Origin of the sequence: Microcystis sp. M169S2, assembly GCF_020245865.1 — a bacterium.
Lineage (GTDB): Bacteria > Cyanobacteriota > Cyanobacteriia > Cyanobacteriales > Microcystaceae > Microcystis > Microcystis ichthyoblabe_A.
In genome coordinates, this window is sequence record NZ_JADBUB010000038.1 from 1 (window position 1) to 13607 (window position 13607).

General features: G+C 42.6%; 13 protein-coding genes. 7 read left to right on the top strand and 6 right to left on the bottom strand.

Annotated features, from left to right (window positions below; translation table 11 throughout):
* From IM485_RS04560 to IM485_RS04575, 4 genes are all read right to left on the bottom strand, one after another.
* A partial coding sequence (locus IM485_RS04560; RefSeq protein WP_287741602.1) for a calcium-binding protein occupies positions 1-381 on the bottom strand: 381 nt, incomplete at its 3' end.
* 93 nt (positions 382-474) lie between these two features.
* Positions 475-1197, bottom strand: a complete 723-nt coding sequence (locus IM485_RS04565; protein WP_104395993.1) for a WecB/TagA/CpsF family glycosyltransferase — start codon at positions 1195-1197, stop codon at positions 475-477.
* Positions 1198-1318: 121 nt separating this feature from the next.
* Positions 1319-2734 carry an ABC transporter substrate-binding protein gene (locus tag IM485_RS04570; RefSeq protein WP_287741608.1) on the bottom strand — a complete coding sequence of 472 codons (1416 nt, stop codon included), beginning with the start codon at positions 2732-2734 and terminating at the stop codon, positions 1319-1321.
* A 170-nt stretch (positions 2735-2904) separates the two neighbouring features.
* On the bottom strand, positions 2905-4506 hold the full coding sequence (locus tag IM485_RS04575) for a B12-binding domain-containing radical SAM protein (protein WP_287741610.1): 1602 nt from the start codon (positions 4504-4506) through the stop codon (positions 2905-2907).
* A gap of 380 nt (positions 4507-4886) precedes the next feature.
* Between IM485_RS04575 and IM485_RS04580 the strand changes: the two genes are divergently transcribed.
* Positions 4887-5063 (top strand): DUF4089 domain-containing protein, encoded by a 177-nt coding sequence (locus IM485_RS04580; protein ID WP_104396282.1) that lies wholly within the window; start codon positions 4887-4889, stop codon positions 5061-5063.
* Positions 5060-6394, top strand: a complete 1335-nt coding sequence (locus tag IM485_RS04585) for an AtzE family amidohydrolase (RefSeq protein WP_104395990.1) — start codon at positions 5060-5062, stop codon at positions 6392-6394. The genes IM485_RS04580 and IM485_RS04585 overlap by 4 nt, the downstream gene beginning before the upstream one ends.
* Before the next feature lie 209 nt (positions 6395-6603).
* On the opposite strand, the gene IM485_RS04590 is transcribed toward IM485_RS04585, so the two are convergent.
* Positions 6604-7773: a glycosyltransferase family protein gene (locus IM485_RS04590; RefSeq protein ID WP_104395989.1), complete on the bottom strand. Its 1170-nt coding sequence runs from the start codon at positions 7771-7773 to the stop codon at positions 6604-6606.
* A 165-nt stretch (positions 7774-7938) separates the two neighbouring features.
* On the opposite strand from IM485_RS04590, the gene IM485_RS04595 reads away from it, so the two are divergent.
* The 3 genes from IM485_RS04595 to IM485_RS04605 all read left to right on the top strand — a co-directional run bounded on the left by IM485_RS04595 (position 7939) and on the right by IM485_RS04605 (position 11218).
* Positions 7939-9216: a glycosyltransferase gene (locus IM485_RS04595; RefSeq protein WP_104395988.1), complete on the top strand. Its 1278-nt coding sequence runs from the start codon at positions 7939-7941 to the stop codon at positions 9214-9216.
* Entirely contained in the window at positions 9203-9994 is a 792-nt protein-coding gene (locus IM485_RS04600) for an MOSC domain-containing protein (RefSeq protein WP_287741612.1), read from the top strand. The genes IM485_RS04595 and IM485_RS04600 overlap by 14 nt, the downstream gene beginning before the upstream one ends.
* Before the next feature lie 162 nt (positions 9995-10156).
* The gene (locus IM485_RS04605; RefSeq protein WP_002758983.1) at positions 10157-11218 is read left to right on the top strand and encodes an Mrp/NBP35 family ATP-binding protein; all 1062 of its coding nucleotides are present in this window, start codon (positions 10157-10159) and stop codon (positions 11216-11218) included.
* Here the strand turns inward: IM485_RS04605 and IM485_RS04610 are convergent.
* Positions 11215-11349, bottom strand: coding sequence for a hypothetical protein (locus tag IM485_RS04610; RefSeq protein ID WP_287741621.1), 135 nt, complete (start codon positions 11347-11349; stop codon positions 11215-11217). The two genes, IM485_RS04605 and IM485_RS04610, sit on opposite strands and share 4 nt — an antisense overlap.
* 80 nt (positions 11350-11429) lie before the next feature.
* On the opposite strand from IM485_RS04610, the gene rodA reads away from it, so the two are divergent.
* Positions 11430-12710, top strand: coding sequence for a rod shape-determining protein RodA (gene rodA, locus IM485_RS04615; protein ID WP_287741613.1), 1281 nt, complete (start codon positions 11430-11432; stop codon positions 12708-12710).
* 554 nt (positions 12711-13264) lie between these two features.
* Positions 13265-13417 (top strand): microviridin/marinostatin family tricyclic proteinase inhibitor, encoded by a 153-nt coding sequence (locus IM485_RS04620; protein ID WP_071846476.1) that lies wholly within the window; start codon positions 13265-13267, stop codon positions 13415-13417.
* The last annotated feature ends 190 nt before the right edge of the window (positions 13418-13607 follow it).

Genomic DNA, 13607 nt, shown 5'->3' on the forward strand with positions numbered 1-13607 from the left:
ATCATTTCCCGCATCTCCAGAGAGAGTATCATTGCCGTCATTACCAAGGAGAAGATCGTCGTTTTCTTGGCCAAATAATCGATCGTTACCGCTACCCCCTTCCAGAGTATCGTTTCCAGCACCCCCTTGTAGTTCATCAGTACCATCACCGCCCAAAAGTCGATCGTTGCCTAGGTTGCCCTGTAGGGTATCATTTCCTTGCCCACCCTGAATTGTATCGTTGCCTGCTAAACCATTGATCGAGTCATTTCCATCTGTACCAAAGATTAAATCGTTGCCATTCGTCGCTGGTGGGATAGTTTGTACTTGCGTTGTTAGGCTTTCTGGCAAAAAACCCTGGACTTCAAAGGGATAGGAAAATGGGGTATTTGCTAAACTCATGGCGGGTTAATTATGACTAGCAGATTTAACTTTCATTCCAGAGTAGCACAAGCCAAGACATATTTAACCGGCTAGATCATACGCTTTATCCTGTCAATAAAAAAGAGATCGCCAGAAAAATTTAGGTAAAGCTAACATTCGTTTCCAGCGCCAAGGTTCCTGATAGAGTCGATACAACCACTCTAAATTATTGTCACAGAAAAAGCGAGGGGCGCGGATTTTTGTCCCAGACCAGATATCAAAACTGCCCCCCACACCTACCCAGATAGCTTGGGGACAAAGATTGCGATGTTCCCTAATCCAATATTCCTGTCGGGGTACTCCCAAACCAACTAAAATTAACCGCGGTTGTTGATCTTTTAACACCTCAATCCAATCGGACATTTCCTCGGAGGATAGATAACCGTGGTTAGACAGAATACGGATATTAGGTATCTTTTTTTGCCAATTACTTGCCGCTTGTTCTGTAATCCCCGGTTTACCACCAAAAAAAGCAATAGGAGAACTCTCACCCTGCATTCCTAACTCAGTAATTAAGGATTCTGACAATTCAATACCGGGGCAGCGGGTTTGTTTTTTCCCCCTTAATTTTAAGTAAATAACAATCCCAGCACCGTCGGGAATAACTAAATCTGCTTCTCGAATAACTTGGGCTACTTTAGCATCATTTTCTCCTAACATTGCCATTTCTGCATTAAGAGTGACAACGTGGGAACCAAAACCTTGATAGAGGCGATCAATTAACCAACGACTGTAGTTATCGAGGAGATGAACTGGTAAACCAAGAACAGAATATTTGGGGGGAGTTTCTAACATAAGTAGGTAGGTGCTAATAGTTGTCAGACACCCCCCTTATTAAGAGGGGATCAGAGGCAAAATCTATCTTCAATTTAATTATAAATACTTACTTATAATTCATCTTGATCTAATTGTCATTTTATCGAGAAATTGGCACAAAATCCACCCCAAAACTAGAACGAGAACCGGGTTTAACTACCACTAATTGCACAGATTGATTGCGATCGCCAGATGGTAAAAATCGCACTGGATTAGTCGCCCCGGGGACAGAAAAATCACTGCTTCTTAACGCCTGTTGAACTCCCTCTCGGCTAGATTCTGCCTTAATTGCGGCGATTAAAGCCTGGGTAGCGTCATAGGCGGTAGCAGTGCGCCAATTTACGTCTCCTTGCCACAATTGGCGGGAATTTTTTACAAAAGGACTGTTCGGATTAGCCCCCAAATGCCAAGCGACAGCTACAATCATGCCCAGGGCATTTTTCCCGCCTACATCCAGAGTTTTGGGGCTATAAACGTCATCACCCGCCACAATCGGTAATTTTTGACCATTGATTTGAACCACCTGCAAAGCCTTATCTAGGGTACCACTATCCCCAAGAAGGGCGATTAGATTTGCTCCCTCCTGTTGAGCTTGTTGGAGGCTTTTAGAAGGGGTAAAAGTGAGGGAAGATAGATCAAATTCACTCACCACTTGACCTCCTCCTAATCCTAAAGCGGTGGTAAATTCAGATTTTAGGGATTGACTATAATTACTTTGGGAGTTAAAAAATACCACTGCCTTGACGTTAGAAATTTTTTGCAAGCTAGATTCAGCTAATGCTCGCGCTGCCACAAAATCACTGGGAACAGAACGAAAGATATAGTCACCAAAATTGGAGAGTTTAACTGAGGTACTGATGGGGGAAATCATTACTAATCCCGCTTTTTGATAGATAGCAGCCGCCGCTAAAGAGGTATCACTGCTAGTGTGTCCTACTACTCCTAAAATGCTGTTATCAGCCGCTAATTTTTGGGCAATTTGAGCAGCAATTGCGGGATTATCAGCATCATCAGCAATGAGAACTTTTAAAGGAATGCCATTAATTCCTCTGGTTTGATTGATTTGATTTTGAGATTGGGCGACTCCTCGTAAAACTTCTAGGGCGGTGTTGACATTGCTCCCAATCGGCACGGAAACGGCGATGGTATAGGACTTAGCTTCACCAATACGGGCGTTATTTAAGTAGATGAGAGCTTCGGGATCATTTTGATTAGCTCGCAGGGATTTTTCTAGGAGGTAAACTGCTTGCTGAAAGTCTCCTTTTCCGAGTGCCTGTATAGCAGCTTGTTTATCAGAAGAAGCCCCTTCAACTATTAATAAGTTTTCCCCTTGACTAAATTTTGCTTGTGCCGATACCGATTTTTTCTCTGGTGATATTTTCTCGATTTCAGAAAGATTGGTTGGGTTATTTTTTCCTTGAAAACGATTGTATAACCACCAACTACCAGCCCCAAAAAATATTAGGGTAATCAGCAGGGATAAAAGCAGGGTAACTGTATCATTTTTCTGGCTCATGGGCTGATCAACTAAGATTAAATTAATGGTTTAATCGAGATTGATAGTTAATAAAAGCACCAATTCAAGTCTGAATTGCACCAATATCCGATCTACCTTGATAGAATACCTCATTTGGGGTCTGATAGTCAAGACATTGTTTAAATGCGTCTTAGCTTATTAGCCATATTTTACCTTTTTGTTTGGGATTGTTCTAAATGTTTTATTAAAATATTTGAGGATAAAGGACCGTGTAAATGACTCCAGGGTAAAACCTGTTCTAAACGCCATTGTTGATGAACGTAATAATCTAGAGGAGGAATTTGTCCTTTTAGTTCCTTAAAAGCGCGTTTATAACTGCCTAAAGAATCACCGTAGCCACGGGTTAATTCTAACAGGGAGGTTAAGCGGCGATCACCTCTAGATAATAAAGCTTGAATCACTGACCAATTATAACTCTCTGGTCGAAATTCTATGCCCTGTTTACCTAATTGTTTCTCTAGATATTTTAATCTTTTTTCGGCCATTTTATTAACTCCAAACCACTGAAAAGGAGTATGGGATTTAGGCACAAAGGTGCTGCAACCGAAAGAAATTCGCAGTCCAGAGGCGGCTTTTTTTAATGCTATTAACATTTCCACAGTCGCCGCTATATCTTCGGTTTCTTCTCCCGGTATTCCCACCATACCATAGAGTTTTATCCCCTTTAAACCGCCCGCTTTGGCATTAATGGCAGCTTGGATAATTTCATCATTGGCTAACTTTTTGTTGATAATTTCCCGCAAGCGATCAGAACCACTTTCTACGGCAATAGTAATTGATTTGCTGTCTCTTAGGGATAAAATTCTGGCTAATTTTTCCGTGACAGTATTAGTTCTAACTGAAGCGATCGAGAGTCTAACTCCCTCAAATTGTGGTTGAAAAAGATAATCGAGTAAGGTTTCAAATTCAGGATGTTGGCTGACGGAAGCACCTAATAAACCCAGGCGATCGGTCACTTTTAAACCTTTTTCAATGGCGGGAATTAAAGATTCTAAACTAGCGGTACGAAAGGGTAAAGTTAGATAACTAGCTAAACAAAAACGGCACATTTCTGGACAACTTCGCACCACCTCTACCATATAAATATTTTCCCATGCCGCTTGTTTTGTCACCACCGTAGAAGCAGAAAGGGTATTACTGCGATAGGTTTGTTTACTAACAAAGGCGGGAACATTATTATCTATGGGTAGAATTGCCGTAATTTCACCTTCAGGACTATCATAATTAACGGTGTATAAACTAGGAACATACACCCCCGGAACCTTGGCCAAATGACGGAGTTTTGTCGGGCGATCAGCGTTTCTCACCTCTTGATACGCATTAATAAAATCGGCAATTAAATTTTCACCATCTCCCAATAAAATTACATCAAAAAAAGCGGCAAAAGGTTCGGGATTAGCGGTTAAAACTGGTCCCCCTCCAAAAATTATTGCCTGCCGATCTTGCCGTTGATGACTGTGACAGGGAATTTCTAAAGATTCTAACAGCGAGAGGATATTAACATAGTCTAATTCCCAAGAAAAGGAAAAGCCGACTAATTCGGGATAACGGGGTAAAGATTCTTGAAAATCCGTAAATAAACGACTAACTTGTATATCCGATCGCAGGGCTAAAGTTGCCCAAACAATTTGATAACCTAAACTGGTTATACCGACGGAATACTGATTAGGAAAAGCAAAAATAGTTCTAAGGGCATCACTGTGGGGTATTGCGGGAGTAAAGAGGAGTTTTTCGTCTTGTAAGATGGTCATTTCAGTTATCAGTTATCAGTTATCAGTTATCAGTGACTACCAGTAGTCTTCAGTAGCTTTTAATTTTCATTCTCTTGAAAGGGGAGGCTTGTTACCTCTTGTTTTTGGTCATATATAAGTTTAATTTAATCGGGGGGTGAAGGGGAGGAAAATATCTCAATATACAGTTCTATGATCATATCTCAGGTTATGATCCTAGGGAGTCGGTGGTCAAGAACAAATTTAAGTTATACTTCCTCCCTAGGGATAGCTATTGTATTTACAGGAGATTTTCTCTTATATCCTAGCAATTTTCACAGCTTAACTAGGTGTCGATTTTATTCCTGAGCGCTGCTTTTAAGCAAATCTTGATCTCCTTCACCCCAACCAGAACGAAATCTATGAATAATCCCGAAGAATACGTTATAATCATGGCGAAAATCCTAGATTTAGCCATTCCCGATCGCTATTTAAATTCTGTGGTTGAAAACTGGCAACGCTTGCAAGAAATCGCCAGTTTAGTGACAGAATTTCCCTTAGAGGATGACGGGGAAAGCGCCCTCAGCTTTGAACCATGACTATTTCTGTGTGCAATTTAGCTCGATCGATCCAAAATCGTCAAACTAGCGCCTTAGAAGTTATTAGCCAGACTTTGGCGGAGATAGAGGCGAAAAATCGCCATTTAAATTGCTTTACCGACATTTTACAGCCTAGGGCGCTCGCTCAAGCCCAAAAAATCGATCAAGCGATCGCCAACGGTGAACCCGTCGGTGTCTTAGCAGGGATTCCCTTCGCCGTCAAAAATCTCTTTGATATCAAGGGTATTGTCACCCTTGCCGGCTCCAAAATCAATCGAGATCACCCTGCCGCCGGACAAGATGCGATCGCTATACAAACCCTAGAAGCAGCCGGGGCAGTTTTGGTGGGGGCGACCAATATGGATGAGTACGCCTACGGTTTTGTCACCGAAAATGCCCATTATGGGGCTACTCCCAACCCCCTCGATCCTAGTTGCGTCTCGGGGGGATCCTCCGGCGGTTCCGCCGCCGCCGTTGCCGCTAATTTAGTCCCTCTCGCCCTCGGTTCCGATACTAATGGTTCCGTGAGGGTTCCCGCCGCTTGCTGTGGCGTGGTGGGGCTAAAACCCACCTTTGGGCGCGTATCCCGTCAGGGCCTATTTTTGTTCGTTAGTAGTTTAGACCATCCGGGATTTTTTAGCGGCAATGTGGCGGATATGGCGGCTATTTGGAGTCTTTTTGCCAAAAATAACCTTAAAGCTTCTTTAAATGGCTTAGAGGGCGTAAAAATAGCCCTTGCCGACGATTATTTTCAGCAGGGAGCCGAACTGGAAGTATTCGAGGCGGTGACAGCGATCGCCGAACGTTTAGGAGTGACTAAAAAAATCACCATTCCCGAAACCGCCCGCGCCAGGGCAGCCGCCTATATAATTACCGCTGCAGAAGGAGCAAATTGGCATTTACCGCGTTTACAGACCAGATTAGAGGATTTTGACCCCGCAACCCGGGATCGCTTCTTGGCAGGGGCATTAATTCCCTCTAGCTGGTATTTACAGGCTCAACGTTTTCGCCGTTGGTATCGCGATCGTCTGCGAGAGATCTTCACCGAAGTCGATATTATCCTCACCCCGACAATTCCCTGTACTGCGCCGCCGTTAGGAGTAGAAAAAATGATTATTGACGGGCAAGAGCTATTAATTAGACCTAATTTAGGCAGATTCACCCAACCTTTTTCTTTTATCGGTTTACCTGTCCTTTCTTTGCCGATTAAACGTCCATCCCAGTTACCTTTAGGTTTGCAAATCATCGCCGCTCCCGATCGCGAAGAGTTAATCCTAAGGGTAGCCAGGGTTTTAGAAGAAATGCTCATAGATAAGCTGTTAAGCATTTAAATTGCTTGTTGAGACGAGGCAAGAGGCAAGAGGCAAGAGGCAACAGTAAAGGGATTGGGGGAGATTCGGCTAATCTTAAGAATAAGTGCTTTAAATGCGTCTTAGCTTATCCCGCATAAGTGAGATTTCAAGGGCGTACTTCCCCTTAAAATCCCTAATTTAGGCACTTATTAAGCGAAAAGGTCAGTTTTCCAGTCTGAGTAAACAATCTACTGGCTCGGAGACTCCTTTTCAATCACATCTAACCAAGCGGCAGCCGATCGCTCCCAGGTGTCATTTAGGGCAATTTGACGACATCTTTCGCGCTCTTGGGCTAAAAGCTGGGGATTTTTCAGTAATTCGACAATTTTCCAGGCTATAGCTTCCTGAGTAGCCGGATCGGTTACTTCCCCCGGCACTTTCACACAGTAGTCTTTTTCTCGAAAAACAGCAAAATCCGTCACCACTGGCAGACAGCCTACCACTGCTGACTCGCGCACAGAAATACAATCGATCTCACGATAGGTGCAACCGTAGTAATGAATAGCAGAGCGAGCTTTTTCCTCGATTAGTTGACGATAACCGATCATTCCGCGATCAACTACCCCCGGACTAGCTTTAATCAAAGCGATTAAATTATCGCGCCATTCTCTGCGATCGCTATAGCCATCCCGTTTAGTAAAACCATAGTAGAGATGTAACTCAGCTGCGGGAATTGCCGCCTTGATAATCGGCCAGCCATGCTTTAACATTGACTCTAAGCCGCGATAATAACGAGAGGCATAGACTAGACGATAGGGAAGATGCTCGCTTTCTGGCACCGTCTCACTTACAGCCAAAAGAGAAGCATCAATACCATTAGGAACAATCGGACATTGATGATCGGGACAGAAATCCAGTAAATCCCGTTGATATTGGCTTTTACAGAAAATTTTGTCGTATCTAGCCAAAATTTCGGGGGTATAGGAGGCTGCCGGAACTTTAATATCTTGCCAATCAAAAAAAATTCGTTCTGCCTTGGTACCCGGACGGCAATAGGTGGGATGACGAGAGATCACTAATGTTTCAAAGTGATCCTGCCAATTCATCTGGTAATAATTAACATAGCGAATCCCGTCCTGTTCCCCTTCCATACCCTCACAATTGCCAAAAATTGTCACTTTATAGCCGCGTTTCGTCCATTCCTGCGCTAAAAAAGCCACCGATGCCTGGGTGCCACTGGCCCCGCGTTGCCAAATTTCCGCCGGACGCATGGGACGATATTTTTCTGTGTAAATAACGATCGATTTTTTCGGCCAACGACGGGCGCTCAAACGCTGTTTAATTTGAAATAGGGAAGGTGCGCTCGCCCTTAGCCATTGTTTGAGATTAGATTGTAGGGATGGAGTAGCTTGTGACACTCTTTTTCTCCAAGATCGAGGGAAAATAGGGGCGATGGGTGATGGAGTCTTAGTTCCTTGAATTTAACTCGATTTCTCGACTCAGTAGAACAATTCGAGCCTATCATATAATAGGTTCAAGTCAAAAATCAATCTTTTTATTGCCAGCTATCGACAAGGAAATCTATGAAAATTGTCATCCCGATCGTGTTTTATCGCAAAGGAGGAGTAGAAAGAGTCATTATCTCTTTAATACCTAGCTTATTAGAATACGTCGAACAAATTATTATCGTACTTCCCCGTAATGATATTGAATATTTTAAGTCTTTAATGCCCGATTCCGATAAAATTATCTACGAGGATTTCGCTTTTTATCCGAAAAGTTTTGAGACAAAATTAATCTATTTTTATGGTCTTATAGCGAATTTTTACAAAACCCTAAGACTGAATGCTCTTCATCGTCTTTTCTCTCGTAGAATTGAACTTTTACGCATCGAAGCAAGAATTAATCAGATTATCAAGCGTTACCAAGCTGATCATTGTTTGTATGGGATGACTAATCGGATTTCTCCCCCCAATGTCAAGGTTACTTTAAGTGGCATTATTTATGATGTGTTTTGGCAATTTGCTCCCTTAACCTACTCAGAATCCTATCAAGAACCCTACAATGAAGTCTTAAAAGAATGGTTAGATCGGGCTGATCTACTGTTCACGATTTCCCAAAAAACTAAAGACGATGTTTTAAAAATTTTTCCCAATGCTACCTATGCCAGTAAATTAAAAGCTGTACCCTTAGCAGGATTTATCGATGAATCTAATCTCAAGAGTGATCTAGTCAAAAGTGAGCTAGTTACTTTTTATTTTCCCTCCTCCTTTGGTATCTACAAAGATCATCTGACTTTGCTCAAGGCAGCAATTACACTAGCGAAAAAAGGTTTGAAATTTCAAATAGTTTTCATCGGTAAAGAAACCGATAATCTAGTTAGTGGAAATCTGCAATTATCTCAACAGTCCAAAACCCAAGAATACCAAGATTATCTCAAAGAATGTACCCGACTTTATCGGGACAATCAAGAAATTTTCCCGAGTCATATCAAGGGATTAGGTTATCAAGACTATAAAACCTTGCAATTTTATTATCAAACCTGTTCCTGTGTGGTATTTCCCTCAAAATACGAAGGTTTTGGATTAGCAATAGCGGAAGCCATTTTACAAGGCATTCCCGTTATCGCTTCCGATTTAGAAGTGTTTCAAGAACAGGTAGAATTATATAATTGTCCCGAAAGAGTGCAATTCTATCCTAGGGGAGATGCGGAAAGTTTAGCTAATTGTTTAGAACAATTTATCCTCAATCCAATTCCTCGCTTGTTACCCGAAGATATTCCCAATAAAGTTAATCTCTGGACTTGGAAAGATGTGGCCAAAAAATATGTAGAACTACTGAAAGAAAATGCAGGTTATTGATCTCTATATCTACCCGATTAAATCCTGTCGAGGTATTCAATTATCCCAAGCTGAAGTGACTCCTAAAGGTTTACTCTGGGATCGAGAAATGATGTTAGTGGATGCCAAGGGTAAATTTATCACTCAAAGAGAATATCCGCAATTAGCCACCGTTTCTATCAGGATGACAGGAGATAATTTTTCTCTGAAAACATCTCAAGATTCCCTGACTTTTCAGCCTAATTTCACAGGAGAAAAAAGAGCGGTTCAAATCTGGGAATCTCACACCATAGCCATAGATCAAGGAGATGAAATCGCCGAATGGTTTGAGAAAATTCTCGACATTCCTTGTCGTTTAGTGCGACAATCTCCTGATTATCCACGTCCTGCGAATCCTCGCTATGCGGGGAACGATCATACTCCCGTCAGCTTTGCCGATGGTTATCCAATTTTATTAACTAATACTGCTTCTTTAGAGGACTTAAATCGGCGTTTAGTGGCACCAGTGCCGATGAATCGTTTTCGTCCTAATATTGTTATTAGTAGCGATCGAGCTTTTGGCGAAAGTAGTTGGCAAAAGATCAAAATTGGTGAGATAAATTATGCTCTGGTTAAACCCTGTAGTCGCTGTATTATCACCACCACGGATCAAGAAACAGGTAGGAGAAATCCCCAGCAAGAACCTTTAAAAACCTTAAGCACTTTTCGCAGTTTCCCCGGGGGCATCATGTTCGGAGAAAATGTCATCCCCGAAAAGACGGGTACAATTAAAGTCGGCGATCCTATTACCGTAATCTAGAGATATAGAGATATGGGAGAATGGGGGAATTTCAACTAAAACCCTAACACCCTAAAACCCTAAAACCCTAAAACCCTAACACCCTAACACCCCAACACCCAACCCCCACAAGGTTAAGATAAATAACTATAAGAACAATACTTGATTAGAGACACTGAAACCATGCCCCTTGATACCGCATCGATTTTAGAAGTATTACGTCCCGTTCAAGATCCAGAACTGCAAAAAAGCCTAGTGGAATTGAACATGATCCGCAATGTGGCGATCGATGGCGGAAAAGTTAGCTTTACCCTAGTTTTGACCACTCCTGCCTGTCCTTTGCGCGAATTTATCGTGGAAGACTGCCAAAAAGCTGTTAAACAGCTGCCCGGGGTGGAAAGTGTCGCCGTGGCAGTAACTGCCGAAACCCCGCAACAAAAAGCTTTACCCGATCGCCAAGGTGTGGAGGGGGTTAAAAATATTATCGCCGTTTCCAGTGGTAAGGGCGGTGTGGGAAAAAGTACCGTGGCTGTCAATATCGCCGTCGCCTTGGCTCATTTAGGGGCAAAAGTGGGGCTATTAGACGCGGACATCTACGGCCCCAACGCCCCGACAATGTTGGGCTTAAATGACGCACAAGTGACGGTACAGGGCGCAAATGGCGAGATATTGGAACCCGCTTTCAACCATGGCATCAAAATGGTTTCCATGGGCTTTTTGATCAACCCCGATCAACCGGTAATCTGGCGCGGTCCGATGTTAAACGGCATTATCCGTCAGTTTCTCTATCAAGTCAATTGGGGCGATTTAGACTATTTAATCGTCGATATGCCTCCCGGTACCGGGGATGCACAATTAACTTTAATTCAATCGGTCCCCTTAGCCGGTGCGGTGATTGTCACCACTCCCCAGACGGTTTCTTTAATTGATGCGCGCCGGGGTTTAAAAATGTTCCAACAGCTAGGGGCGCGGGTTTTGGGTATCGTGGAAAATATGAGTTATTTTATCCCCCCCGATCAGCCCGATCGCTCCTATGATCTATTTGGGTCCGGTGGTGGGGAAAAAACCTCGCAAGAATTGGGCATTCCTTTACTGGGATGTGTGCCTCTGGAGATAGCCCTACGGGAGGGCGGTGATACTGGTGTACCAGTAGTTTTAGGGCAACCAGAATCGGCCTCAGCTAAAGCCCTGATAGCGATCGCTCGTCAGGTGGCGGCGAAAGTATCCGTGGCAGCCTATAGTTAGGGTTTGCGGCAAAAAGTTTTCCCTAGGGGCAGGGTGTGGGGTGTAGGGTGTAGGGTTTTACCCATTTTCAGGGAAAAAGTCCCGGAATTTTCCCCCCAATCACTCCAAGGGCCGGTACTTTTGGATTTCAAAAAGGTCTAAAAGTATTATCGAACAATGTTTTTAGATTTATTGAGCAAACCCTAGTTAGTTAGTAAATTTGGGGAGAGAAATGGTGAGAAGACAGTCCCTTATTAGTAGGAAACTACGCGGTTTTAGTGAGCAGTTTAGCTTCATTTTCCGGGATATAGCCCAAATGGATCGGCTTTTGTTCGTTTTGGTGACGGGTTTAACCGTTTTCGGTGGTTTAATGATTCGTAGTGCCGAAAGACATACCACTGCTCTCGACTGGTGGCAACACTGGTTATTCGGATGCGTGGGAGTGGCGATCGCTTTATTTCTGGCCCGTTGTCGCTACGAAAGTCTGTTGAAATGGCACTGGTTAACCTATCTTCTCACCAATCTCTCCCTAATTGCGGTAATTGTCCTAGGGGTGACGGCGAATGGGGCGCAAAGTTGGATTAATATCGGCAGTTTTAACGTGCAACCGTCGGAATTTGCCAAGGTAGGTTTAATTATCACCCTAGCAGCCCTCCTACATCATCGTCCCGCCGATAATCTTTTTGCGATCGCTCGTGTCTTTGTCGTCACTGCCATCCCCTGGGTGTTAATTATGGCGCAGCCGGACCTGGGGACGGGATTAGTCTTTGGGGCAATTACCCTAGGCATGATTTACTGGGCTAATGCGAAACTGCCTTGGATGATTATCCTGTTATCTCCCCTCGCATCGGTTTTTCTGTTTAATTTACTTTTTCCTGCTTGGATTGTTTTAGCAATTATCATCGGTGTACTTGCTTGGTTTACCCTTCCCTACCGTTTTTTATCTACTTTCATCGTGGTGGCAACTAATCTGGCAGTGGGTAAATTAGGCGAGGTTTTTTGGGGTTTATTAAAAGAATATCAAAAAGATCGTTTAACCCTATTTCTTCACCCAGAAAAGAATCCTTTGGGGGGAGGTTATCAATTAATTCAATCCCGCATTGCCATCGGATCGGGAGAATTATTGGGACGGGGATTACACCAAGGCACCCAAACCCAATTAAATTTTATTCCCGAACAACACACCGATTTTATCTTCTCTGTAGTCGGGGAAGAATTCGGTTTTGTCGGCAGTATTCTAGTTTTAATAGCTTTCTGGTTAGTTTGTTGGCGTTTGTTAGTCATTGCTAATACTGCTAAAGAAAACTTCGGTTCTTTAATAGCGATCGGTGTTCTCTCGATGATCGCTTTTCAGGCAATTCTTAATATTAGCATGACCGTGGGATTAGCCCCGATTACAGGGATTCCTCTACCTTGGTTAAGTTATGGACGTTCATCTTTATTAACCAATTTTATCGCCTTGGGTTTAGTGGAATCCGTGGCTAATTATCGCCCCCGTAAGCGTTTATACTAAGTAGTTGTACAGATATCAGATATCAGATATCAGATATCAGTTATCAGTTATCAGTTATCAGATTTGAGTTTTAAGTGTGGAGTATTAAATCCCACTTTCCGCGCTTCTTAACATTCAATTGATGATTTTTACTAATATATTCCTTCCAAACCCTTGCCAGTAAGAATTATAACTACAATGATGGATTTTGATCAAGGTGAAGAATTGTCAATTTTTTTCTCAGAAAAAATCAATTATTGAAAATGTTCTCAATAGTAGTTTCTACAATCAAGGTTTTTCGTTAAAACATCTTGGGGAATGTAAAAATATATAAAAGTATATGAAGATGTGCTGAATGTCGGATTTAGCGGAAATTGTTCTTAAATTTTTCTTAAGTGCTTGACATTGGCCAGATTAGTGCTTATTATGTTTCCCATCACCCAAACAAAGGCAAATTATTTGCACAATCCCAATTCTGAAAGCCATGCACAGCAAAGCTTTCAAGGGTTAGTACAGGTTGTTAGTTTTGTCTGAGTGATTAAACCTATTCACTCGAAATTACCAGAGGAATAACTATGGCATATCCCAACGATCAACAAGGTAAAGCACTTCCTTTCTTTGCTCGTTTCTTGTCCGTAAGCAAAGAGGAATCTTCCATCAAGTCTCCTTCCCCTGAGCCTACCTTCGGGACCACCTTGAAATACCCTTCTGACTGGGAAGAGTATTAAACTCAGATCACTTGAGTAATTACAGCACTTTTCTTGATTACACCGTACAGACAAAAAGCTAAAGGCTCCACTAAGGAAGGCTCGCAGCCAAAAAAACTGCACGTTGAGATCCTGAGAAGTGCTGTAAAGTAACTTTAGTAATTACTCAAGAAAAAACCAATACTGCAATAAGTCAAGCAAAAGCAAGACT